This is a genomic window from Flavobacterium undicola (genome assembly GCF_009909155.2).
GTDB classification, from domain to species: Bacteria; Bacteroidota; Bacteroidia; order Flavobacteriales; family Flavobacteriaceae; genus Flavobacterium; species Flavobacterium undicola.
Map to the genome: position 1 here is coordinate 1 of NZ_JAAAPM020000032.1, position 26,337 is coordinate 26,337.

General features: G+C 34.0%; 17 protein-coding genes. 11 read left to right on the forward strand and 6 right to left on the reverse strand.

The features are described 5' to 3' along the window. Positions 1-345: 345 nt before the first annotated feature. Positions 346-2,151, reverse strand: a complete 1,806-nt coding sequence (locus tag GTZ96_RS15395) for a GNAT family N-acyltransferase (protein WP_161644802.1) — start codon at positions 2,149-2,151, stop codon at positions 346-348. Between the two features lie 138 nt (positions 2,152-2,289). On the opposite strand from GTZ96_RS15395, the gene GTZ96_RS15400 reads away from it, so the two are divergent. The 3 genes from GTZ96_RS15400 to GTZ96_RS15410 all read left to right on the forward strand — a co-directional run bounded on the left by GTZ96_RS15400 (position 2,290) and on the right by GTZ96_RS15410 (position 5,216). Then, positions 2,290-3,054: an exodeoxyribonuclease III gene (locus GTZ96_RS15400; protein WP_161644803.1), complete on the forward strand. Its 765-nt coding sequence runs from the start codon at positions 2,290-2,292 to the stop codon at positions 3,052-3,054. Between the two features lie 69 nt (positions 3,055-3,123). Beyond that, complete coding sequence (locus GTZ96_RS15405; RefSeq protein WP_161644804.1) at positions 3,124-4,065, forward strand: OmpA/MotB family protein; 942 nt, start codon at positions 3,124-3,126, stop codon at positions 4,063-4,065. Positions 4,066-4,178: 113 nt separating this feature from the next. After that, the gene (locus GTZ96_RS15410; RefSeq protein ID WP_161644805.1) at positions 4,179-5,216 is read left to right on the forward strand and encodes an aldo/keto reductase; all 1,038 of its coding nucleotides are present in this window, start codon (positions 4,179-4,181) and stop codon (positions 5,214-5,216) included. Positions 5,217-5,444: 228 nt separating this feature from the next. On the opposite strand, the gene GTZ96_RS15415 is transcribed toward GTZ96_RS15410, so the two are convergent. Continuing rightward, positions 5,445-7,406: a transglycosylase domain-containing protein gene (locus GTZ96_RS15415; protein ID WP_161644806.1), complete on the reverse strand. Its 1,962-nt coding sequence runs from the start codon at positions 7,404-7,406 to the stop codon at positions 5,445-5,447. A gap of 301 nt (positions 7,407-7,707) precedes the next feature. On the opposite strand from GTZ96_RS15415, the gene GTZ96_RS15420 reads away from it, so the two are divergent. The 3 genes from GTZ96_RS15420 to GTZ96_RS15430 all read left to right on the forward strand — a co-directional run bounded on the left by GTZ96_RS15420 (position 7,708) and on the right by GTZ96_RS15430 (position 12,498). Beyond that, positions 7,708-9,639 carry a sensor histidine kinase gene (locus GTZ96_RS15420; protein ID WP_161644807.1) on the forward strand — a complete coding sequence of 644 codons (1,932 nt, stop codon included), beginning with the start codon at positions 7,708-7,710 and terminating at the stop codon, positions 9,637-9,639. A 167-nt stretch (positions 9,640-9,806) separates the two neighbouring features. Next, entirely contained in the window at positions 9,807-11,723 is a 1,917-nt protein-coding gene (locus GTZ96_RS15425) for a TlpA family protein disulfide reductase (protein WP_161644808.1), read from the forward strand. Between the two features lie 13 nt (positions 11,724-11,736). Next, a complete protein-coding gene (locus GTZ96_RS15430) occupies positions 11,737-12,498 on the forward strand; it encodes a LytR/AlgR family response regulator transcription factor (RefSeq protein ID WP_161644809.1) in 762 nt (253 codons plus the stop codon). 436 nt (positions 12,499-12,934) lie between these two features. On the opposite strand, the gene radA is transcribed toward GTZ96_RS15430, so the two are convergent. The 4 genes from radA to panC form a co-directional block, all read right to left on the reverse strand. Beyond that, positions 12,935-14,296 (reverse strand): DNA repair protein RadA, encoded by a 1,362-nt coding sequence (gene radA / locus GTZ96_RS15435; RefSeq protein WP_161644810.1) that lies wholly within the window; start codon positions 14,294-14,296, stop codon positions 12,935-12,937. Then, positions 14,296-15,438 carry an alpha/beta hydrolase gene (locus GTZ96_RS15440; RefSeq protein WP_161644811.1) on the reverse strand — a complete coding sequence of 381 codons (1,143 nt, stop codon included), beginning with the start codon at positions 15,436-15,438 and terminating at the stop codon, positions 14,296-14,298. Before GTZ96_RS15440 ends, radA begins: the two co-directional genes overlap by 1 nt. Before the next feature lie 139 nt (positions 15,439-15,577). Continuing rightward, positions 15,578-15,928 carry an aspartate 1-decarboxylase gene (gene panD, locus GTZ96_RS15445; protein ID WP_128193109.1) on the reverse strand — a complete coding sequence of 117 codons (351 nt, stop codon included), beginning with the start codon at positions 15,926-15,928 and terminating at the stop codon, positions 15,578-15,580. Between the two features lie 14 nt (positions 15,929-15,942). Then, positions 15,943-16,821, reverse strand: coding sequence for a pantoate--beta-alanine ligase (panC, locus tag GTZ96_RS15450; RefSeq protein ID WP_161644812.1), 879 nt, complete (start codon positions 16,819-16,821; stop codon positions 15,943-15,945). A 79-nt stretch (positions 16,822-16,900) separates the two neighbouring features. Here panC and GTZ96_RS15455 point away from each other — a divergent pair, with 79 nt between their 5' ends. From GTZ96_RS15455 to atpD, 5 genes are all read left to right on the forward strand, one after another. Further along, positions 16,901-17,704 (forward strand): glycogen/starch synthase, encoded by an 804-nt coding sequence (locus tag GTZ96_RS15455; RefSeq protein ID WP_161644813.1) that lies wholly within the window; start codon positions 16,901-16,903, stop codon positions 17,702-17,704. Positions 17,705-17,726: 22 nt separating this feature from the next. After that, on the forward strand, positions 17,727-19,400 hold the full coding sequence (locus tag GTZ96_RS15460; RefSeq protein ID WP_161644814.1) for a DUF4270 domain-containing protein: 1,674 nt from the start codon (positions 17,727-17,729) through the stop codon (positions 19,398-19,400). An 11-nt stretch (positions 19,401-19,411) separates the two neighbouring features. Beyond that, entirely contained in the window at positions 19,412-21,256 is a 1,845-nt protein-coding gene (glmS, locus tag GTZ96_RS15465; RefSeq protein ID WP_161644815.1) for a glutamine--fructose-6-phosphate transaminase (isomerizing), read from the forward strand. A 231-nt stretch (positions 21,257-21,487) separates the two neighbouring features. Next, positions 21,488-24,352, forward strand: a complete 2,865-nt coding sequence (locus tag GTZ96_RS15470; protein WP_161644825.1) for a TonB-dependent receptor domain-containing protein — start codon at positions 21,488-21,490, stop codon at positions 24,350-24,352. Between the two features lie 467 nt (positions 24,353-24,819). Further along, a complete protein-coding gene (gene atpD / locus GTZ96_RS15475) occupies positions 24,820-26,331 on the forward strand; it encodes a F0F1 ATP synthase subunit beta (protein WP_161644816.1) in 1,512 nt (503 codons plus the stop codon). Positions 26,332-26,337 lie beyond the last annotated feature (6 nt).

The following is a 26,337-nucleotide window of genomic DNA, read 5'->3' on the forward strand; positions in this document are numbered from 1 at the left end:
ATCTATTTTTCAACCTAAAAAAATCCATGAAGAACCTCGAAAAATCAAAATGACCAAGATTGAAAAATCAAAATCGGTCATTTTTTTATTTTTTACTCAAAAGTTAACTTACTTCTGAATGTGCCTACTAAAGAAGGTGTATTTTGGCTGTTTCTAAGTCTGATTAGTTTTGGTGCAATAACAGGATTACTAGGGCTTATAGAAGGAATTATCTATTTGACAAAATCAGATGAGGAATTTTTCAGAACTTACCAAATAGGGAGAAAACCGTGGTTTTAAAAACTAAAAAAGCCGCGTATTATTTTAGAGATAATACGCGACTTTTTTATTGGTATGAAGAAAGGATTATAATTCTCCTTTTTCGTTGAATTTTCGTTCCAGTTCCGCTTGGAATTCTTCCATTACCGGTTTCATGGTGCTTTCTGGAATATCGGCAATTCTAATGTACATCAAGCCATCAACTGCATTGTTAAACAAAGGGTCGACATTGAAAGCAACTACTTTTGCATTTTGTTTGATGTATTTTTTAATCAATACAGGCAAACGTAAAATACCAGGTTCTAATTCATCAATAATTTTGTCAAACTTATTCAAGTCGGCTTCGGTTTCATTAAAGATGAAATCTTTGTCGGCATCTTTAAGTTTTACTTTATAGGCTTTTTTCGGATGAATGTATTGTGCGATATAAGGATCATAATAATTGGATTTCATGAATTCAATCATTAAAGATTTCGAGAAATCAGAAAATTGATTACTGATACTTACACCACCTAAAAGATATTTGTGTTCAGGGAAACGCAATGTAGTATGGATGATTCCTTTCCAAAGAAGGAACAGCGGCATTGGTTTTTGTTGGTATTCTTTGATGATAAACGCACGTCCCATTTCAATGGATTGATGCATCATTTCAAATAATTCAGGTTCAAAACGAAACAAATCGTTAAGATAAAAACCATCGATGCCATGCGCTGGATAAATTTCAGAACCCAATCCCATTCTATAGGCACCCGCAATTTTTTGCGCTTCATCATCCCATAAAAAGAGATGGTGGTAGTATTTGTCAAATTTGTCTAAATCGATAGATTCATTGGTTCCTTCACCTACTTCTCTAAAGGTGATTTCACGTAAACGACCAATTTCATGTAAGACATTCGGAATTTTATTTGCTCCGGCAAAAAACACTTCGTAGTTCTTGCTTTGTAGAAGTCTGCAATCAGTATCTCTCAAGGCTTTTACTTCTGAAATTATTTTTTCTCCATTGGCAGGAGTTGCAATTTCTTTAGGATTTCTAGTGATTTTTAGATTAGCAGGAGTGAGTAGCTTGTTTTCTTTTTCGAAAGGATTAGCAAGCATATAGGTTTTCTTTCTCAAGAATTCGGAATAGGCTTCAATGCTTTCATATTCATTTTGTTCTGCAACCGAAATAGGTTTTCCAATTCTAACTTTAATCACACGATTTTTTTGACTAAAAACTTCAGAAGGTAACTTTGCCGTACGCAAAGTCCCGCTAATTTTAGACAGAAGATAAAAAAGTTGGCTATTTTTAGCATGAAAATAAATAGGCACAACAGGCACTTGTGCTTTTCTAATTACTTTGATAGCACCTTCTTCCCATGGTTTGTCAACAACTAGTTGTCCGTCTTTATAGCTGGAAACTTCTCCCGCAGGAAACATTCCCAGAGGCTTTCCGTCACTTAAATGGCGCAAAGTTTCTTTGATTCCTAAAACGCTGGATTTTACATCCTTATGATTTTCAAAAGGATTCACGGGCATAATATATTGCTTTATGGGCTCAATTCGGTGCAATAGAAAATTAGCGATAATCTTAAAATTAGGCTCTCTTTCCAGCATTAATTTCAATAATAAAAGACCATCTATTCCTCCTAATGGATGATTAGAAATGGTGATATAAGCTCCCTCTTTAGGTAAGCGTTTATAGTCTTCTTCTGGGATTTCAAATTTTATTTGTAAATCATCAACAATTCCATTTAAGAAATCAATTTCTTTTAAATGTTTGTTGCGATTATAAACTTTATTTAGTGTAGAAATCTTCAGAACTTTCATTAATAACCAACCGGAAAAAGTCCCTAAGACCCCGTATTTCTCAACATTAATTGCTTTTGCAACTTCTTTAGCGGTAACTAAACCCATTTATTTTTTGTTTTTTGAGAGAAAAACAAAGATAGAAAAAAACTCCATTATCCGGCTATGAGCCTTATTTGATTTTAAATTTTTTGTAGCCTAGCCGTTTTATTTTTTAGTATTTTTGGAAATCAAAAAACAAATTAGATGAGAATTGTATCTTATAATGTCAATGGAATTCGGGCAGCAATTTCAAAAGGATTTATTAATTGGTTAGATCAGGCAAAACCTGATGTGGTTTGTCTTCAGGAAATTAAGGCTACGCCGGAGCAACTTCCGTTGTTGGACTTTGAATTAGCGGGTTATCCTTATCATTATTGGTTTCCAGCTACCAAAAAAGGCTATAGTGGAGTGGCTATTTTATCAAAAATTAAACCCAATAACGTAGTTTATGGCACAGGAATTGAGCACATGGACTTCGAAGGACGAAATGTTCGCATTGATTTTGATGATTTTTCGGTAATGAGTCTTTATTTGCCTTCAGGTACAAATATTGAAAGACTGAGTCATAAATTTATGTTTATGGACGATTTTCAGGCTTACATTACTAATTTGAAGCAGGAAATTCCGAATCTTGTTATTTGTGGTGATTACAATATTTGTCACGAAGCTATAGATATTCATGATCCAATTAGGAATGCTAAAGTATCGGGTTTTCTTCCGGCAGAACGCGCTTGGCTGGATGCTTTTTTGAAAAACGGATTTATTGATAGTTTTCGTCATCTAAACAAAGAGCCAGATAATTACACCTGGTGGACCGTTCGTGTAAAAACAGCAAGAGCAGATAATAAAGGTTGGCGTATTGATTATTGTTTGGTGAGTGAGCCATTGAGAGACCGAATCAAGAAAGCGCTTATCTTGCCCGAAGCAAAACATTCCGATCATTGTCCCGTTCTTGTAGATATAGAATAAATCAATGTCAATTGCAATATCAATGACAATGTCAAAAAAACAATTAGGTTCAAATAAAATTAAATAAAAATGATAAAAAAAATCTCCTTAGGCTTATTAGTTTTAGCACTTTCGACTTCTTGTGTTTCGAAAAAAATATACACCGATTTAGAAAATAAGTATACCGATTTGAAGAAAGAAAACAGAAGCTTGTCTGATGAAAATGCCGATCTTTTAAAAGATAAAAATCAATTAGGATTAGATCGTGATGCTTTAAAAAATGATTTGAGTAAGCTAAAATCAGAGCGTGATAAATTGACAGCTGAACAAAAAGCATTGAACGAAAAAATGGCTCTTTTACAAGATTCGTATAGTGCCTTAGAGAAAAACAGTAACGATGCTTTGCAGTCTAATTTGAAGAAAAACCGTGATTTATTAGCTGAATTAGAAGCAAAAGGAAAAGCTTTGTCAATCGAACAAGAACGTTTGAATAAAAACGCACAACGTTTGAAAGAATTAGAAGATATGATTGCTGCCAAAGAAGCGACAATGCGAAAATTAAAAGAAACTTTGTCGAAAGCCTTAAATGGATTTGAAGGTAAAGGTTTGACAGTAGAGCAAAAAAACGGAAAAGTTTACGTCTCTATGGAAAACAAATTGTTGTTTAATTCCGGTAGTTGGGCAGTAAGTTCTGAAGGAAAAAAAGCAGTGGTAGAGTTAGGAAAAGTTTTGGGTGATAATCCAGATATTTCAGTACTTATCGAAGGACATACTGATAATGACCCTTATGGAGGTTCAGGGCCAATTGCTGATAACTGGGATTTATCGACTAAAAGAGCGACGGCTATTGTAGGTATTTTGAGCGAAAATAAAGTTATCAATAAAAAGAGTTTGACTGCTGCGGGAAGAGGAGAGTTTTCGCCTTTAGCTACTAATGAAACTGCCGACGGAAAAGCAAAAAATCGTAGAATCGAAATTATATTAACTCCAAGATTAGACGAAATTGCCGAAATGTTGAACGAAATCAACTAGGCATTTTTAAATAAAAGTTAAAAAGGTTTGAAGCAATGCTTTGAACCTTTTTTGATTTGAATAGTTCATGCAAATCTTTGTAACTTTATTTTTTTAATTTTTAAAATTCGACAATGGAATACACTACTTTACCCGATACCGATTTAAAAGTGAGTAAAATATGCCTTGGAACAATGACTTTTGGGCAACAAAATACTGAAGCCGATGGACACACTCAAATGGATTATGCAGTAGCCAACGGTGTTAATTTTTTTGATACCGCCGAAATGTATTCGGTGCCAGCACATGAAGGAACCTATGGAAGTACCGAGAAGATTCTAGGAACCTGGTTTAAAAAATCAGGAAAAAGGGAAGAAATTGTTTTGGCTTCAAAAATTGCAGGACCTAATCCTAATTTTACTTACATGCGTGAAAAGAATGATTTTTCGCCTGCCAGTATCAAACATGCTTTAGATAAAAGTTTACAGCGCTTACAAACCGATTATATTGATGTGTACCAATTGCACTGGCCGGAGCGAAAAACCAATTTTTTTGGACAGCGTGGCTTTAAAGTGCAAGAAGATATTTGGGAAGACAATATCCAATTGGTCTTGGAAACCTTAGAAGGTTTTATCAAAGAAGGAAAGATTAAACATATCGGACTTTCAAATGAAACACCTTGGGGAATTATGCGTTTTCTGGAAGAAAGCAAATATAAAAATTTGCCGAAAATCAAGACCGTTCAAAATCCGTATTCTCTTTTAAACAGACTTTTTGAAGGTGGTTCAGCCGAAATTTGTATCAGAGAAAATGTAGGTTTATTGGCTTATTCGCCATTGGCTTTTGGGGTTTTGTCAGGGAAGTTTTTAACTGGCTTCGAACATCCAAATGCCAGAATTAGATTGTTCCCACAGTTTTCAAGATACAATAGTGCAGAGTGTACTCAGGCTACTAAATTGTACAGTGAAATTGCAACAAAGAATGGTTTGTCGTTAGCGCAGATGGCTTTGGCTTTTGTAAATCAACAATCTTTTGTGAGTAGTAATATTATTGGAGCAACTACTTTGGGACAATTAAAAGAAAATATTGGTTCGATTGATGTTGTGCTGTCAGATGAAATTATTAGTGAAATAGATGCAGTTCATGCTATTGTTCCTGATCCTGCGCCTTAATTTTTTCTCACCGTAAATTATAATTTTACTTAACCGCAAAGAGAGCAAAGTTTTTTCGCAAAGAACACAAAGGAAAATTCAAAAAAAATTACCACAGATTCGCAGATTATAATTTATAATCTGCGAATCTGCGGTAATTTTTTTAATGATTTATATTAAAAAATCTTAGTGAGCTTTGTGTGTCATCCTATGTTTGTCGAAGGACTTTGTGAACTTCGTGGTTAAATATTAAAATTCAAATTCCTCTTTTACTAATAAAGAATCAACCACCGTAGTATCTTTTACTTTTATGTTAAGATAAGATTTGGCTGGTCCAGTTAGAATCGTAGGTTGACTTTTGAAAATAGTGTCGTCTATGGTTAACAATCCTCTTCGAATCATTAAATTAGTTAAATAAGAAACTTGTTGTGCTGCTGATTCTCTTAGGTTTCCTTCGTCATTAAACTGATACATGAATTTTTTAGGGCTAGGAATAATTCGAGCCAGATACAAACATTCATTAAAAGTTAAATCGGCAGGGGGTTTCTGGAAATAAAACTGACTTGCTTCGCCAATTCCGTATACATTTGGCCCCCATTCGATAATATTAAAATACACTTCCAGCATGCGCTCTTTGCTTACAATTCGATTGTTTTCTAAGATGTAAACTAACAGAATTTCTTCCAGTTTTCTAGACAAGGTTTTTTCTCTGGTCAGGAAAACGTTTTTGATTAATTGCATGCTAATGGTGCTGGCACCACGACTAAATTTCTTAGTTCTGATATTTTTTACAATAGATTGTTTGAAAGCTTCATTGATAAAACCATGATGCGAAAAGAATGAAGGGTCTTCGGTAGTCAACACACATTTTCTTAAATAAGGCGAAATTTGGTCTAAAGGGGTGTAATTTGAATTGGCTGCGCCAACAAGAATTGGTCGTTGCAATACGTCTTGTATAATGGCGCGATAGATGAATTCGCCATTGAGTTTATTCAAATTTGCCTCGCCATATTTGGTGATTTTTAAGTTTTCTTTCTTTAGATTGTTGTTGAAAACCAAATCGTTTGGTTTGTTTTTGTTGTATTTGAAATCCAAATTATAATCAAAAGTTCCTTCGGCTTCCATACCTTGAAAATGAGTAAACAAGCCATCAGGAAGCGAGGAAATAAAATCCTGCGCTTTCATTTTTGGGATGTTGACTTTGAGTTTGTAAATGGTGTCTTCTTCGGTTTCGTAAGCCAAATAAGGATGGAATTTTACTTTATTGAATTGCACCGTAGAACTACTGTCGACTGAAACAAAATCAGAACTTAAAAGCAAGCGATAATCAAAACGGGAGTTTTTAATCAGCACATCTTTTCTAGCAATTTTTGCATGATTGATTTTTAAATTGGCAATAGAAGCAAAGCCGTCTATATGCAATTCCCCGCCACTTTTATCAATGTTTTCGACATTTAATCGAATGGAATCAAAACTTGAAATAAGCTTGTAGCGCTCGTCAAAATACGGGACTTTAATTGCACCGGTATCGATGTTGAAGAATCGAATATCGGCTTTTTTATTTCGAGGATCAGCAAAACCTTTTATTTTCCAGCGCTGGGCAAAAGTATTGGTTTTTACATGAATCGAAGTTTCGAGTTCTTTATTTGCTAATACTAATTTTTTAATGTCGATAGTGGCTTTTTTACCATTGTCGTCAAGTTTGAATTTCAGGTTTTCGACATCCATATCTGTCGGAATTAGATTCAGTACTCTCGAAATAATGCGGTACGCAAAAGCAGCATAATCTCTTTTATTAGTTGTGTTTTCCTCGTCTTTGTTTCTTTTTAAAAAAGCAGCAAAATTCTTCACTTCCCCTTTTTTAGTTAGCTGAACAAAGCCATTTTTGATTTCTAAAGTTCCTAATTGTACATCGCCAACTAACAAACGCCAAATATTGACGCTGGTTCTCATTTTTTGGATTTTGAACAAGGTGTCAGCGTTGTGGGGAACTAACGTAATATCGGTTAGATTGATGCCTGAAAGTCCTTCGAAACTGGCTTTTTTTACCAAAAAACGACTGTTGTAGTCCACTTCCATTTTGGTCGTTGTTTTGGCAATAATTTGCTGTAAAAGCGTTTCTCTAAAACTGAAAATCCCAATAACAGCGATTGCTATAAAGGCAACAACTATTTTTGCAACTAAGATTATCTTTTGTTTTCCCGTTTTCATGAATATTTAGAGTATTTAGGCAGCTGGCTAAAATAATAACTTTTTTGTTCAATGAATGTTCTTTATCTAAAGTTTAATAAAGTCTTAGTGATTTAAAAACCTCTATTGTTTTTGTAAGAAAGTTTTTTGGTTGTTTTAAAAAAATGTGTTCAGATTAATATAAATTGCTGATGTTTAATAATAGCGTTGTATTACAGCAAAAGTGCAGCTCATAATGCCTAATTGCAGTTCGTCGGAAAAATGTTTTTTCAAATGGCTTGGTTTAGTTCATTTGCTAAATAATTAAACCAATCCATAAATTATGAAAAAACTAATCGCATTAATCCTGATTCTGGTAATTACCAGTTTTGTTGTTGTTTCTAAAGATGATCAATCTTTGAGTATGAAAATTGCCATTGAAAACAGCAAAAATCCAAATCCTAAAAACAAAAACTGGGAATATGTAAAAGACCGACTATTCGACGGGGAAACAGAAAACGTGTATAAACTGAAAGAACCAATTCTAATAGATTTGACCAATGCCACAAAACAAGACAGTCTTGCCGTTGAAGAAATAATAAAAGAGCTGAGGACTATTCTGCCTAATAAAACCATTGATTATTTTAATAATTTTACTGATAAGAATTATGGTGATCTACAAATAGCAGATTACAACAAAAAAATTAAAGGTATTTCTGTTTATGAATTAAGAGTTAATACAATAAAACTTAATTTCGAAGATAGAATGCCTAATGCTCCCTTTGCCTTTCACACTGTAAGTATTGATGGTAAGAATAAAATTTATAGAACTGAGTTCACTAAATATGGAGGGTCCATTCATAACGAAAACAGTATCATTTTTAGTTTCAACAAAGTGATTCCTTATGAAAAAAGAAAGCGAAATATTCAATATGAGATTCTTCGAACACTTTGTTACATTAATCCTGATAAACAATATCCAATTCAATACGATAGAAAGGGAATTTTTGAAACTCCAGATTTTCTTCCAGATCAAACAAGATTTAATCAGTTAGATCAATTTTTATTGCAAAAATTATATTCCGATGATTTCGTAGAACAATTCAGGGAGTATATGTATGTCAATTATCCTTGGCGTTATGCAAGCAGTTTTACCAATAAAAAAATGCATGAATTTAAAGTTTGGGGAATTATTATTGGTGTAGGTATAGTAGCTTTTATTTTAATGTTCAGTTATTTTCAAAACAATAAATTCAAATATTCGTATCTCAATTATTTATTTCCCATTTTTTTGATATTGTTATATTTTATAAATTTTGTCAATCTCGCTTCTTACCTGACGAGCTTTAATTCAGTTATTGGTTTGAAAAGCCATATTTTTTTTCAAATACCGCTAGCCATTGTAGTTTCTATCTTAATGTCCTTTTTTTTATGGGGATCAGAGAAAATTTGTCTAAAAGGGAATGAAAATTTTAGCTACCAATTGATTTTGAAAGTAAGTTTTACCTTTATCACGTTTATACTGCCAATGTCATTGATAGTGATCCTTAATTGGGGACAAGAAGGGATGGTTGAAACGATGTTTCCTTATCTTTTATTTGTGCTTGGATTAGCAATTGGAAGAGGATTATTGCTGTATTTGAATCATTTTTCAGAATCTTTGGTCAAGGAAAAAGACCTAGAGTTGAGCCGTTTGAAGGAAGCTAAAGCCCAAGCCGAAGTCAAAATGTTGCAATCGCAAATCAATCCGCATTTTTTGTATAATGCGTTGAATTCCATCGCCAGTTTAGCACATACTGATGCAGATAAAACTGAAAAAATGGCTTTGTCCTTGTCGGATTTGTTTCGTCACAGCATCAACCAAAAAGAGAAAAAAGTGAACACATTAGGAGATGAGATATATTTGGTTCGAAATTATTTAGAAATTGAACAAATTCGTTTTGGTGATCGTTTGAATTTCAATATCGATGTAGAATCTGATTTGTTGGAGGTAGAAATCCCGATGTTTATTTTGCAGCCTTTAGTCGAAAATGCCATAAAACACGGTATTTCTAAAATAGAAGGACAAGGAGAAATTATCTTGAAAGTAAAAAAGAAAGACAATAGTATTTTAATTTCGGTGCAGGACAACGGCCCCGATTTTCCAGAAGGATTGGTCAGCGGGCACGGTTTGCAAACAGTCTATGATTTGTTGCGATTCAGTTACGGAGACAAAGCTGTAATGAGTTGGTACAATCAACCACAAAAAGAAATTACAATCTATATCATGTTGTAAAGACATATTTCCTTTTGGTAAAATGTTCTAGTATAATCCAGTTTTATGAAGGTTGAGGTGAATAATAATGGTGTTTTGAAATGCCTATGAACTTTTGAATATATACTAAAAAATAATACTAGTACTACAGAATTAATTCTTAAATTAGACCACTCAATTTTTTTAAAATGAAATTTAAAAACTTATTCCTATCACTGTTATTTGTTATATCGCCCTTGCTGATTCCCACAGCCAATGCTCAAACAAAAGTAATAACGGGCGATATCAATAATTTTCCGATTGGAATGGCTATAAATCCAATAAAAACGAATGAAGCTAACATCCCAAAAAATGTAACCAAATGGATAGATGCGGAATTGGCAAAAGTAAAAACTAAACCCATTGCCGATTTTGATTCGCCCAATTTTTTCAACAAAGCCAGTGGTCGTCTGGTGGGCTTCATTAAGGGCTATGAAGTAAGTTTGGGATTTTCAACAGGAATAGTTTATGTTAACAACGAAATAACAAATGAAGATACTCCTATAGTAATACAAATTCATCCTGATGGGCGTTTTGAAGGGAATATACCCTTGATAATGCCTAAACATTACTTCTTGGGTATAGAAAATAAACGGATTCCATTTTATATTGAGCCAGGCCAAACACTCTCAATGGTATTGGATTGGGATTCAGTTAAAAAACTAGATTACGGCGATTTGGCAAAAGCATATTTCAAAGGGCCTTTGGCAAAAGTAAATGAAGATATAGCTGGTTTTGAAAAACCAAAAATTGACTACGATGCCTTTTTTGAAAAAAGCAAAAGTCTCTCACAAGAGGATTACAAAAAAGAAACTCTAAATTTATATAAAGAAAGTTTAGAAAGTGTGTCTAAATATAGTAAAGACATGTTGATTAGTATTAAAGCGGAAGCAATTTTAAAAAATAATATTCTCATAGAAAGAACTAATCGTCTGTTTGATTTTGTTGATGATTTGACAATTCCTAATGCAAATAAGCAAGATGCGAATCAATATTATGACTTTCTAAAAGAACTTCCTTTAAATCAACAAAGTATGTTGGTGTCTGGTCAATTTCGTGTTTTTGTGAACCAATTTGAATTTTGCAAGCCTTTGAGATCAAATATGAAACACTACAGCGTGTCATGGAAATCTGAAAAAACGTTTCTGGAATACATGGAAGAAGAAGGAATTGATTTTCCAAAAGAAGACAAAGATATTTATCTTTTTATGGAAGAAAATGCAAGTAAAATGACCAAAAAATTCATTAATGAACATAAAAATAAAATGAATGCTTATTATAATAAGTATCGAGGTATTGAAAGCGCTTATTTAATTAAATATCCACGACATCGAGTAGAACCAGAATCCCAATTCAAAGATGTTTTGATGGAAAATTGGAAAGCCAAAGACTCAATAATGACTAACGTCTTTGGCTTGAAAAAGAACTTGGTTTATGATATTATAAAAATTAGGTCACTTTATGGAGATTTTGATTTTGTTAAAAGTGTGGGTAACGAGTATACAAAAACAAATAAAGAATTAGCCCTCGATTATTGGGAAACTTTACAAAAAGAAATTATAAACCCATTCTTAATCAACGAGGGAGATCGGGTTTTTAATAAAGTTTTTCCTTTCTCGAAAGAAGTGGCTTATGACTTGCCACCTGGGAAATCTACCGATATTTTTAATAAAATTATAGCTCCGTTTAAAGGGAAAATAGTCCTTGTCGATTTTTGGGCAACTAGCTGTGGTCCTTGTGTAGCAGGGATTATGAGTATGAAAGAAATACGTAAAAAATATGAAGGGAATAAAAATTTTGAATTTGTTTTCATCACCGAAGATGCAGCATCTCCAACAGAAAATTACCGCAAATTCGTGAAAGAACAAGAACTCAAAAATACGTTTGTGGTACACACAGACGATTTTCAATACCTTCGAGAGTTATTCAAATTTAATGGTATACCGAGAAGTGTTGTTATTGACAAAAACGGAAAGGTGCTTAATGATAATTACTGTTTTTATAATTTAGGAATAAGTAGTTTTCAAAATGAACTTAATAGCTTTTTAAAAGCTTCTAATCAATAACGTTTTATTAGAGATGAATCAAGCCTATACAACATTGATTATTGACGACGAACCGCCAGCAAGAGCGCGCTTGTATCAATTGCTGGAGAATTTTCCGGAAACTTTTCGGGTGGTGGATGAAGTTAAAAACGGAATCGAAGCTGTGGAGAAAATCAATCAGTTGCAACCCGATGTTATTTTTTTGGATATCGAAATGCCAGGATGGAATGGTTTTGAAGTATTGGAGCGTTTGGATAAAATACCTATTGTGATTTTCTGTACCGCTTTCGACCAATATTCTTTGAAAGCTTTTGAAACCAATAGCATTGATTATTTGTTAAAACCCGTTCGTTTGGAACGTTTGCAGCAAACAGTAGAGAAACTCACTACTTTCAAAAACAATCTTTCGATGGCAACAATTAAGTCGGTTTTAAAGGCTTTTTATGAGCAAAAAGAAGAAAAAAAGATGACTTCGATTACGGTCAAAAAAGGGGATAAACTCATTTTTATAAAACTGGATGAGGTAAGCCATTTTGAAGCCGATGAAAAATATGTGACGGTTTATACTAATAAAGAAAATCATTTGATTGAGCAATCGCTGTCACATTTAGAAATAAAATTGCCGCAAGCATTTATACGGGTGCATCGTTCGGTAATTCTAAATAAAAATCAAGTGTTGGACGTTCAAAAGTACTTTAACAGTCGTTTTGTGATTACTTTAAATAATAATAGAAAAACTAGCATTACTTCTGGGAGAAGTTACAATATGACTATTAAAGATTGGATGGATATCTAAGGATTTAATTAAACATAAACAGCCTTTTCAAAACTAATTTGAAAGGGTTGTTTATGTTATGCTGTTACTTTAATTTACCTAAGAAAATCGCTTGTGACATCTTTGGTATTAGTTTTTCGAATCCCAGTCAAATAGGGAATCCTTGTAAATACTGGTTTTTTTGTGATTTTCCGAATTCGAGTTAAATAAAAAATGCAGGATTTTTGTGTTCAATTAATTAGATGAATTTTAAAAATAGGTTGCTAGAAGAATTTAGCAGTTATAAAACTTAAAATCAGGCCTATTATGATAAGAAAAAAAATATTTCGACTCCATCTATTCTTAGATTGTTCTTCTTCTAAATTTGTTTTACAAAATTTAATTAATAACCACCAAAGGAAACCTCCTAAATCTGTAAGTAATTCATATCTCATAATTCATTCCTTTAGTCTTAATTTTACCCAAAAAGCATAGCTGCCACATCTTCAATTTTAGCGACTAATTCAATTTTAATTCCTGTGTTTTTCAAGGCTATTTTATTGTATTTGGATACAAAAATGGTAGAAAATCCAAGTTTTTCGGCTTCTTGGATACGTTGGTCAACGCGGTTTACAGGACGGATTTCGCCTGAAAGTCCGACTTCGCCAGCAAAACAAAAATCCTTATTCACAGGAATGTCTTCATTGGAGGATAGAATAGCGGCTACCACGGCTAAATCAATGGCGGGATCATCTACTGAAATCCCTCCGGTTACATTCAGGAAAACATCTTTGGCTCCCAGGCGGAAACCAGCTCTTTTTTCCAATACGGCCAGAATCATATTCAGTCTTTTGGCATTATAACCTGTGGTGCTGCGTTGTGGTGTTCCATAAACCGCAGTGCTGACCAAGGATTGAATTTCAATCATCAATGGGCGCATGCCTTCAAGTGTGGTGGCAATGGCTGTTCCTGATAATTCTTCGTCTTTGTGCGAAATTAATATTTCCGATGGATTCGAAACTTCTCTTAACCCGCTGCCCAGCATTTCGTAAATCCCAATTTCGGCAGTAGAACCAAAACGGTTTTTATGCGAACGCAAAATACGGTATACGTGGTTTCGATCGCCTTCAAATTGCAAAACGGTATCAACCATGTGTTCCAGGATTTTTGGTCCTGCAATATTTCCGTCTTTAGTAATGTGACCAATTAGAATCACGGGAATATTAGTTTCTTTGGCAAACTTGATTAACTCGGCAGTAGTTTCTCTAATTTGAGAAATGCTTCCCGCAGTGGATTCGATATAATCGGTATGAAGGGTTTGAATTGAATCGATAATCACGATTTCGGGTTCAATGGCTTCAATTTGTTTAAAGATGTTTTGGGTTTTGGTTTCTGTCAAAATGTAGCAATTATCACTACTTGGTGTGATTCTTTCGGCGCGCATTTTTATTTGCTTCTGACTTTCCTCGCCCGAAACATATAAGGTTTTATACGGTAGCTTTAACGAAATTTGGAGTAAAAGTGTACTTTTTCCAATTCCTGGTTCACCGCCTAAAAGGATAAGAGATCCCGGAACAATTCCGCCACCTAAAACGCGATTCAATTCGTTGTCAGTGGTGTCCATTCGGATTTCCTGAGTCGAATCAATTTCGTTTATTCGTAATGGTTTTGGCGCTTTGCTGCTGGGAGCCGATTCGCTTTTCCAGGCTACTTTATCTTGTTTTTGAATGATTTCTTCGGCAATGGTATTCCATTCTTTGCAGGCGTTGCATTGACCTTGCCATTTGGCGTAAGATGTTCCGCAACTCTGGCAGAAAAAAGAGGTTTTAACTTTCGACATTATTTTTTAACGGTTAAGCTTTTCATATCATCGTACTTATTGTACATCATTTCTTTAGTCAAATCGCCAATTTCATCTAATTGCGATGCGTGTTGGTATTTGTTAGCAGCTTTTTTAGCATCGCCTGTTTTTTCATACATTAAACCTAATTCGTAATCGGCAAGCATTGATTTTGGGTAATTTTTACTGGCAATTTGGGCTAATTTTTCTAATTCATCATAAGCCTTGTTTTTTAAAATTGCTGCTTCGATGGCCTTGAAATCATTGATTCGAACAGGAATATTTAAACCTAGTTTTTCGGTCGTGGTTTGGTATTTCTTAATCAAATAATCCACATAACCAGAAGGCAAGATGACAATTTTTTCGGAAAATTCTGTCGAAGAAATAGGTTTGTAGCTATCGAAAATTTGGTACAAAGCATTTGGAATCGAATATAAAACTAACGAATAATGAGAAGCGTTGTTGAATTTGTTGTATTGGTAATTGACTAAGGGATTTGTTATCGATTTTATGTTGCTGTCTAATTCTTCTATGGGTTCACGCAATTGTTTGATATCGCCATCGGCTGAGGATTGATAGTAGAACAACGATTTTTTAGTATTGGTTAAACTCGTAGCAACTTGATTTACCATGCCTGGAGCTAGTTCAGGGCTCAATGAAATATAGGCGTTAAAAAAGGAGTTTTCTTTGTAAAGAAAGAAATTTAAAAAACCAGCTGTGGTATCATGTCCGGCAATAATTCGAAAAGGAGCCACTCGGTATTTTTTTTCGATAAAAGGCATCAGTTCTTCGCCAATGAAGTTGTAAAAAGCAGCCGATTTTTTTGTTGGTGTTCCCTCGGTTTCGTCAAAACCACAGTCGTTCATGCGGCTGTTTTTTTGATTGATTCCTATAATAATGGTTTCAGGTAAGTCGTCCCAATATTCGCCGTATTTTAAAGCGCCCTGGAAAGGATCGAATAAATAATCTCCGTCTAATAATAATAGGATAGGATATCTTTTGGTAGGGCTAGTTTCGTAAGAAGAAGGCAGGCTGACCATGATTTCTCGAGTTTCTCCCAGTTTGTTAGACTTGATTATTTCGGTAGTTTTTTGAGCAAATAATGAAATGCAAAAGAAGAATAAAAGTAGAGTTTGTTTCATGATTTGGGAGTTTTAAAATAAGAATTCTAAATGGAATAGCAAGATACTAATTTTTAATCAAAGTAAGATATAGCTTAAAAAACAAGAAGCGTTTCTTTTAGGAAACGCTTCAATTATTTGGTGTTTTATAAATACTAATCTAGGTCAATGAATTGTCATTTTCATTTGGAAAAATAATCCAGGGTTGGAAGGTTTTTGCTTCTTCGAAATCGATAGTTGCATAAGAAATGATAATAATAATATCGTCTCTTTGCACTTTTCTAGCTGCTGGACCATTAAGTGTAATTTCGCCTGAATTTCTTTCCCCTTTTATAGCGTAGGTGTCAAAACGTTCTCCGTTGTTGATGTTAACAATAGATACTTTTTCTCCTTCAATAATATTTGAAGCTTCTAATAAGGTTTCATCGATGGTAATGCTGCCAATATAATTTAAATCGGCTCCCGTTACTTTTACCCGATGAATTTTTGATTTTAAAACTTGAATTTGCATGGCACAAAAGTAAATTATTTTAGTGAAATGGTATCAATCAATCGAATATTATTAACAAATACGGCTATAAATGCGCGATAATTTTTATCTTTTGATTTCTCATCACAAGGAATAAGGGTTTCTTCGTCGGCGATTTCAAAGTATTCTAAATCAAAAATACTGTTGGAATCGAATACATCTGTTACCCATTTTTTTACTTCAATACAGTTTTGAGTTTTGAATTTTTCTTTGGCCTCAAGTAATGTTTGGTAAATAATTGATGCTTGTTCTCTTTCGGAAGTAGATAGACGTTCGTTTCTGGAACTCATCGCTAAGCCATTAGCTTCTCTATAAATGTTACAACCAATGATGTTTACGTCCAAATGGTTTTTACTGACCATTTTTTTGACAATTTGCAATTGTTGGAAGTCTTTTTCTCCAAAATAAGCATGGGTAGGTGAAACAATTTCGAATAGACGTTTTACGATAGTTCCTACTCCGTTAAAATGACCGGGTCTGAATTTGCCTTCCATTTGATTTTCTAATCCGTCAAAATCAAAATCCTGCGATACTATTTTTCCTTCGTAAATATCATCTGCTGTCGGGGCATAGACAATTATATTTGCATTTAAATCGGATATTTTTTGAGTATCTAATTCTAAGGTTCTTGGGTATTTTTTTAAATCTTCAGGATTGTTAAATTGAGTAGGATTGACAAAAATACTTACTACAGTATTGTTGTTTTCTGCTAGTGATTGTTGCATCAGCGAGAGGTGGCCTTGGTGTAGTGCACCCATTGTTGGAACAAAGCCAATAGTGGAATTAGGCGTTTTAATGGAATTTAAAAATTCGATTAAAGCTGCTTTTCCATAGAAAATAGGCATGATTATTTTATTAAAATTAAATGCAAACATAATATATTAGTTAATAACTGCATAAAATTTCGTAATTTTGCGTGGTTTTTATTACCAACTTAACTAAGTAAATTACAATATGAAAGATAAGAGGATATTATATGTATCATCTGAAGTGGTTCCCTATTTAGCTGAAAATGAGGTTTCTTTAATGTCTTATGATGTTCCTAAGATGGTGAATGATCAAGGGGGACAGATTAGGATTTTTATGCCAAGATACGGGAATATTAATGAAAGAAGACACCAATTGCATGAAGTAATTCGTCTATCTGGAATGAATTTGGTAGTAAATGACTTAGATATGCCTTTGATAATTAAGGTGGCTTCTATTCCTAAAGAAAGAATTCAGGTATATTTTATTGATAATGATGAGTATTTCAAAAGGAAAGCTACGTTTGCAGATGAAGATGGGGTGATGTATCCTGATAATGATGAGCGTGCTATCTTTTTTGCAAAAGGAGTTGTTGAGACAGTTAAAAAACTGAATTGGGTGCCTGATATTATCCATGTTCATGGATGGATGGCAGCAATGTTGCCTGTTTATATGAAGCATTTTTATAAAAATGAAGCTTTGTTTTCTGAAACTAAAATTGTTACTTCAGTTTACGGACAGTCCTTTGACGGGACTTTAGATGTTGAAATGATTAATAAAGTAAAGCTGGATGGAGTGCCTCAAGAGGAAGTAGCTATGCTTTCGACTCCTGATTACGAGAATATTATTAAGGCAACAGTAATGCATTCGGATGCTGTAATTATTGCTTCTTCAAATGTAAGTTCAAGTTTAACAAAATTTATTGAAACTTCAGGAAAACCTTTTTTACCTTACGTCCCGAAAGATGCTTTCGCGGAAGCGTATAGCAATTTTTACAAAGAAATGCTTTAATCCCAACTTTTTATTATCAAATATGCGTAATAGTTCTTTTTTTAAGATAATTCTAATAGCAATAAGTGTCGTTTTTTTATCTTCCTGTGATAAAGATTTTAATTCCATTGGGGATGATTTAGTGGGTGATGATCATTTTGGTTTAGAAGGTATGACTCATGATGTCCTTTCTTATAATCAAAAAACAGGCCCGGTACAGTCTAATAATTTACCTGTAAATGCTTTGGGGGTTTATGAAGATGCTGTTTTTGGTACAACTAAAGCCGATTTTGTAACTCAGGTGACTTTGTCTTCGGTAAATCCTGTTGTTGATATGAGCTTAAATCCAGTAATAGATAACGTGATTTTATCCGTGCCTTATTTTAGTCACGTAACAGCTACCGATGCAACAACAGGGGCTAATACTTATGTGTTGGATTCCATTTATGGTCCTGAAACAGGAAAGATTAAATTGAGTGTTTATGAAAATGGGTATTTTATGAGGGATTTAGATCCTTCAACTGCTTTTTTAGAACCACAAAAATATTATTCAAATCAAAGTTCTGATTTTGAGAATCTAAAAAAACCTATTCGATTAAATGATGGTGCTATTGCAGAAAATGATGAATTCTTTTTTGATAATAAAGAATTTGAAGTAAAAACAACTGTAGATAGTAAGGAAACAATAACGAGGACTCCTCCAGCTATGCGTTTGTCTTTGAATAAAGATTACTTTAAAACGAGGATTATTGATGCTGTTGCTGCTGGGAAATTGATAACTAATGATGTTTTTAAAAATTATTTCAGAGGTTTGTATTTTAAAGTAGAAAAATCAGGTTCAAATTCAGCTCGTTTGGCCATGATGAATTTTAAAGCAGGAACAGTTACTGTAAATTTTAAAGAAGATGGTGTTGAAGTAGTAAAGAATGCAGATGGTACTACTACAAATAAGCCAATTAGAGTTGATAGAAGTATAGTGCTGAATTTAACTGGGAATACAGTGAGTTTGTTATCAAACACAAATCAACCTAGTTATGATACCGCTATTACTAATCCAAATAGTACAGCCGGAGATAGCAGATTGTATTTAAGAGGCGGCGAAGGTTCAATGGCTGTTTTAGAGCTTTTTAATAAAACAGATGTTAGAGGATATAATACTGATGGAAACCCGACTGTTGGAGGGAATGGAGTTTCTGATGAATTAGAGGATTTAAAAGAGCTTGCAATAAAGAAAAAATTATTGATTAATGAGGCTAATCTTGTTTTTCATCTTGATGCTACTACAATGGGATTAAACAAAATACCAAACCGTATTTATTTGTATGATTTGACTAATAGTGCCCCTGTGTTGGATTATCTATATGATGGAACAGCAGTAGCGAATGCTAAGACTGGGCATTTGATTTATAGCGGTATTTTAAACCCAACAAATACTAGTGATAAAACCTATAAGATTAGATTAACTAGTCAGATTAGGAATTTGGTAAAAAATAGAGATGCTGCAAATGTTAAACTAGGAGTAGTTATTACAGAGGATGTCAATAATATTACGATGAATAACTTGCGTTCGTCTTTAACTTTGCCAGGAGGAACAATATTGACTAAAGTGCCTCAGGCTTCAGTGATGAGTCCTTCAGGAGTAGTCTTGTTTGGAAGTAATATTACTGCTGGAGATAAAAGATTAAAATTTGAAATTTATTACACAAAACCAAATTAATATTAAAATTTATGTGTGGAATAGTTGGTTATATAGGTCATAGAGAGGCTTATCCTATTGTTATTAAAGGGTTGAAAAGACTTGAATATAGAGGATATGATAGTGCTGGTGTAATGGTTTATGATGGTGCGATTAAAGTTTGTAAAACAAAAGGGAAAGTTGTTTCTCTTGAGGAACGTGCTTTGAAAGAGATTACTACTAATGGAACTATTGGTATTGGTCATACGAGGTGGGCTACACATGGTGTTCCAAATGATGTTAATTCGCATCCACATCTTTCAAACTCTGGAGAGATAGCAATTGTACATAACGGAATTATTGAAAATTACGCTCCATTAAAAGAAGAGTTAATCAAACGCGGTTATGTTTTTCATTCAGATACAGATACCGAAGTTTTGGTGAATCTGATTGAAGAAGTTCAAAAGAAAGAAAAGTTAAAAATAGGAAAAGCAGTTCAGTTGGCACTTAATCAAGTGGTAGGTGCTTATGCTATAGCTGTTTTTGATGTAAAAAATCCAGATGAAATTGTTGCCGCTCGTTTAGGTAGTCCTTTAGCGATTGGAGTTGGTGAAGGGGAGTATTTTATTGCTTCTGATGCTTCTCCTTTTATCGAATATACTTCAAATGCAGTGTATTTAGAGGATGGTGAAATGGCTAATATTAGACTTCATAAACCTATTAAGATTAGAAAAATAAAAGATGATAGTTTGGTTGATCCTTACATTCAAGAACTTCAAATGAATTTGGAGCAAATTGAAAAAGGGGGATTTGATCACTTCATGTTGAAAGAAATCTTTGAGCAACCAAGTGTAATAAAAGATACTTATCGCGGTAGATTACATGCGGACAAAGGAATTATTCAGATGTCTGGAATTGAGGATAATTTAGAAAAATTCTTAAATGCTGACAGAATAATTATTGTAGCCTGTGGTACTTCATGGCATGCTGGTTTAGTTGCTGAATATATTTTTGAGGAATTTGCTCGTATTTCAGTAGAAGTAGAGTATGCTTCAGAATTTAGATATAGAAATCCTATTATTAAAAGTAACGATGTAGTTATCGCAATTTCGCAATCAGGTGAAACGGCTGATACTATGGCTGCTATTAAATTAGCTAAAGAACATGGTGCTTTTGTTTTTGGAGTTTGTAATGTGGTAGGTTCTTCAATTTCAAGAGAGTCTCATGCAGGGGCTTATACGCATGCTGGGCCAGAAATTGGTGTGGCTTCGACAAAAGCTTTTACTACTCAAATTACTGTTTTGACAATGATAGCATTGCGTTTAGCGAAAGCTAAGGGAACTTTGTCTCATTCTGATTACCATAGATATTTATTAGAATTAGAATTGATTCCTGAAAAAGTAAAAGAAGCTTTGGAAACTAGTGACAAAGCAAAAGAAATTGCTGCTGCGTTCAAAGATGCTCCTAATTGTTTGTATTTAGGTCGCGGTTATAATTTCCCAGTAGCTCTAGAAGGCGCTTTGAAGCTTAAAGAGATATCGTATATTCATGCGGAAGGTTATCCTGCGGCGGAAATGAAACACGGTCCAATTGCTTTGATAGATGAACAAATGCCAGTTGTGGTAATTGCCCCAAAACAAGGGCATTATGACAAGATAGTGAGTAATATTCAAGAAATTAAGTCAAGAAGTGGTAAAATTATTGCCGTTGTGACTAAAGGAGATACTCAAGTTAGAGAATTAGCTGATTATGTTATCGAAATTCCTGAAACTTCTGATGCTTTATCACCGTTGATTACTACAATTCCACTGCAATTATTGTCTTATTATATTGCGGTTTATAGAGATTGTAATGTTGATCAACCTCGAAATTTAGCAAAATCGGTTACAGTAGAGTAAATCATTAAGATTGAAAATATAAAAAAAGCAAGGCAAATCGCCTTGCTTTTTTTGTGTGAAAAATTCTCAAATTAGCTAAATGTATTAAAAATTGAATTTTCCGACTTTTTTTTTGTTAAAACACAGTTTTTTTTGATTAAATTTAATAAGTCGGAAACGCTTGGTTTTTTGGTGATGCGGTTTGAGAAAGTTGAAGACTTTTGAATGTATAAATCAATAAAACTAAATCATATGAGAGCGTATTTATTTATTTTGTCATTGTTTTTCTGTAATGCACTATGTGCTCAGAATTCGATTCAAGGTGTAGTTACTGAAAGTAGTGGTCAGCCAGTTGTTGGAGCTAATATTAAGGTAATTGGTGATTCATCTGGAGCAGTAACTGATAGTGATGGAAAGTTTATTCTAAACACATCCAAGCAACTTCCGTATGAAATCGAAATTAGTAGTCTGGGTTTTGGATCAAAAAGAATGGCGATTACTTCAAAAAAGCAAGTAATTAATGTTGTTCTCAAAGAGGAGCAAAACGTACTCGATGAAATTGTGGTGTCAGCTTCTAGGACACCTGAAAGGGTTTTTGAATCACCGGTTACCATTGAGAGAATGGGAATTGCTGATGTTAAAAAAACAGCATCTCCAACTTTTTACGATGGCTTGGAAAATTTGAAAGAAGTTCAAATGAATACCAGTAGTTTGACTTTTAAGTCTATTAATACACGTGGTTTTGCTACTGTGGCCAATTCTCGTTTTTTACAATTAGTGGATGGAATGGATAATTCATCTCCTTTGTTGAATTTTGTTTTGGGGAATATGGTTGGTATTTCTGAAATCGATGTTCAAAATGTGGAGTTGTTGCCGGGGGCTTCGTCAGCTTTGTATGGAGCTAATGCATTTAACGGTATTATGTTTATGAATAGTAAGAGTCCTTTTACTTATCAAGGGATAACGGCTTATGCTAAATATGGACAAACGAGTCAAAAAGCAGCGGGTACTAATGATTTTATTGATTATGGAATTAGAATGGCTCATACTTTTGATAAGCATTTTGCTGCTAAGGCAAATTTTACTTATATGCGAGGTACCGATTGGTATGCGACAAATTACAATGATAAAACAGTGGGCGGAAGAGATAGGACTAATCCAAATTATGATGGGATTAATGTTTATGGTGATGAGGTTACGACTAATATCTATAATGTAGGTCAGGCCATGATAGCCAATGGGAAATGGGCAGCTGTTGGTTTGCCGGCTGGTTTTGCGCTATTATTGCCTAAAGAAAACGTATCGAGAACGGGATATAATGAAACGGATTTAACGGATAATAAGGCGAGCAACACTAAAATTGATCTTTCGCTTCATTTTAGACCTTTTGGAAATGAAAATTTCGAGATTATTTGGTTGAGTAAATTCGGATTTGGAAATGCAGTTTACCAAGGGGCAAATCGTTATTATTTGAATAATTTTTTCATGCAACAACATAAATTAGAATTTAAAGGGAAAAACTTTTATTTGAGAGGTTATACTGCTTCTGAAGATGGTGGCCAGTCTTATGATATGCTTTTTACCGGAATTAATGTCAATAGGGCTTGGAAGTCAGATGATGTTTGGTTTGGGACTTACGCAGCAACTTACGCGGGAGCGGTTGGAAATCCTGTAAGTCCTTTTTATAATAACCCCGTAGGAGCACATGCTTATGCAAGATCTCAAGCGGATGTTGGTAGGTTAATGCCAGGTACAGCTGCTTTTAAATCTGCTTTTAATGGTGTTATTGCTGAGCCAAATGTTTTAACAGGATCTAGGTTAGTTGATAATTCTAAAATTTATCATTCGGATGCTAATTATAATTTTAAAGACCTTATAAAATTTGCAGAAATTCAAGTAGGAGGTTCTTACAGGGAATACCAATTGAATTCCCATGGAAGAATTTATACCGATGCTAATGGTCCTATCCATTATAATGAATATGGTGCTTATACCCAATTGATGAAAAAGTTTATGGATGACAGATTAAAGTTTACAGGATCTATTCGTTATGATAAATCAAAAAACTTTGAAGGGAGTTATTCTCCAAGGCTTTCTTTGGTGTATGCAGGAGGAGAAAATAAGAAACATAATTTTAGAGCTTCGTTTCAAACTGGTTTTAGAAACCCTACTACGCAGGATCAATATATAGGATTTAATGTGGGGAATGCGGTATTGATAGGTTCAGCACCGGATAACTTATTGCGATATTCAGAAACTTTGCCAGTTAGTACAGCTGCTGGGCAGTTTTTTAATGGTGGGGCAACAAAAGTTATGACAGGAGAGAATGCTTATGGTAATTCGTATACTGCAACAACGGTTCAGGCATTTGCTGCTTTGGCATCTACTAATCCAGTGGCTGCTTCTGCTTTGTTGAGAAGAACAAATGTAGGTTATGTAAAACCAGAACAAGTTAAAGCATTTGAATTAGGGTATCGCTCGTATGTGAATAAAACGACTATCGATATTAGTGCTTATTATAATATTTATAATGATTTTATAGGTAATTTAAATGTTGTTGCTCCATATTATGGAACTGCGCAGGATTCTCCAAATCCTTTAGCTGGACCTACAGATCCAGGAGTTCAAACATTGCATGCGCTTCAAAATGGAAATTTTAGAGCGTATCAATTATATACTAATACTGATGTTGGGATAAAATCATTTGGTTTTGGTTTAGGTCTTACTAGAAAAGTGTATAAAGATTTTGAAGTGGGAGTGAATTATAATTATGCTGAGTTTAGTTTTGATCAGGCTAAAGATCCTAGTTTTGAGGGGGGATTTAATACACCGAAACACAGAGTAAAAGCTTCATTTGGAAATGAAAAATTATTTAAAAATTTTGGCTTTAATGTTAGTGGAAGATGGAATAGTGAATATTTATGGCAGTCTACGATGGTTGATGGTATGATTAATTCGGCCACTGTTGTTGATGCGCAAATTAATTATAGTTTGCCTGTGCTTAAATCAACTTTGAAGATAGGGGCTTCTAATATTGGAGGGAAAGAGTATATGCAAGTTTTGGGGGCTGGATTAATTGGTCAACAATATTTTGTTTCATGGACGGTAAATCCGTAATGAATGTTCTTTTAAGTTGCTAGTGTTTTGTTTTTAATAAAAATCTTTTTTTAATTTTAGAATCTGCTGCATTTGTAAAATCTGCATGCCAAAGTTTTTACTCAGATTTTATAAATGCAGTAGATTTTATAATGTTCAAATAGTTCAAGAAACTATTTTTTAAAAATGTGAGTCTTGATTATTTTTGATTTTTAGTTTTTTGGTATATTTATAAAGGAGTTCGTTTAATAAAAAAGCATTCGTTTTATTAATGTAATGATTCTGATTTTTCTTGAAAAAATGTTTTTCTAAGGGTGGTTTTATAGCTGTTTTAAATCTGTGTTGTATTTTTTTATGTTTTTTAAATAAAATTGTTGATTTTTTATTTTAAAAAATTATCTTTGCGCTCTGAAAAAACACCTAAATCATTGAATTTTGATGAGGTGAGTTTTATAAACCTAAATAGCTGTTTAATAAATACATAAGTAATGTCTAAAGTAATAGGAAAAGTTGCCCAAATCATTGGCCCAGTAGTTGACGTTGTTTTCAACGGTAAGGATGTTGAACTTCCAAAAATTTATGATTCATTAGAAATCATAAAAAAAGATGGTACTAAATTAATCCTAGAGGTACAATCTCATATTGGAGAAAATACGGTTCGTACCATTTCGATGGATTCAACTGATGGTTTGAGCAGAGGTTATGAGGTAGTAGGAACAGGAAATCCTATTCAAATGCCGATTGGAGCAGATGTTTACGGACGTTTATTCAACGTTGTTGGAGATGCTATTGATGGTTTGCCAGAATTGCCTAAAACAGGTGAGAACGGAATGTCAATTCACCGTCAAGCACCAAGATTTGAAGATTTATCAACTTCATCTGAGGTTTTATTTACAGGTATTAAAGTAATCGATTTGATTGAGCCTTATGCAAAAGGAGGTAAAATTGGATTGTTTGGTGGTGCTGGAGTAGGTAAAACAGTATTGATTCAAGAGTTGATTAACAATATTGCAAAAGGTCACGGTGGACTTTCAGTATTCGCAGGAGTAGGAGAAAGAACACGTGAAGGAAATGACTTGCTTCGTGAGATGTTAGAGTCAGGAATTATAAAATACGGTGAGGAATTCATGCACTCTATGGAAAATGGAGGATGGGATTTGTCTAAAGTAGATTTACCAGGAATGAGAGAGTCTAAAGCTACTTTCGTTTTCGGACAAATGAATGAGCCACCAGGAGCTCGTGCACGTGTGGCACTTTCTGGATTATCTATTGCTGAGTATTTCCGTGATGGAGCTGGATCTGATCAAGGAAAAGACGTATTGTTCTTCGTTGATAATATCTTCCGTTTTACACAAGCAGGTTCTGAGGTATCGGCACTTTTAGGTCGTATGCCATCTGCGGTAGGTTACCAACCAACATTGGCAACTGAGATGGGAGCTATGCAAGAGCGTATTACATCTACAAACAAAGGATCTATTACATCTGTACAAGCGGTTTACGTTCCTGCGGATGATTTAACTGACCCGGCACCAGCAACAACGTTTGCTCACTTAGATGCAACAACTGTATTGTCTCGTAAAATTGCTGAGTTAGGTATTTATCCTGCGGTAGATCCATTGGATTCTACTTCTCGTATCTTGACTCCACATATCTTAGGAAATGAGCATTATGACTGTGCACAAAGAGTAAAAGAGATTCTTCAAAAATACAAACAACTTCAAGATATCATCGCTATCTTAGGTATGGAAGAGTTATCTGAAGAAGATAAATTGTCTGTATCCAGAGCACGTCGTGTACAACGTTTCTTGTCTCAACCGTTCCACGTTGCTGAGCAATTTACAGGTATTCCAGGTGTATTAGTTGATATTAAAGATACTATCAAAGGATTTAATATGATTATTGACGGTGAATTAGATCACTTGCCAGAATCAGCTTTTAACCTTAAAGGAACTATCGAAGAAGCTATCGAAGCTGGAGAGAAAATGTTGGCAGAAGCATAAAATCAG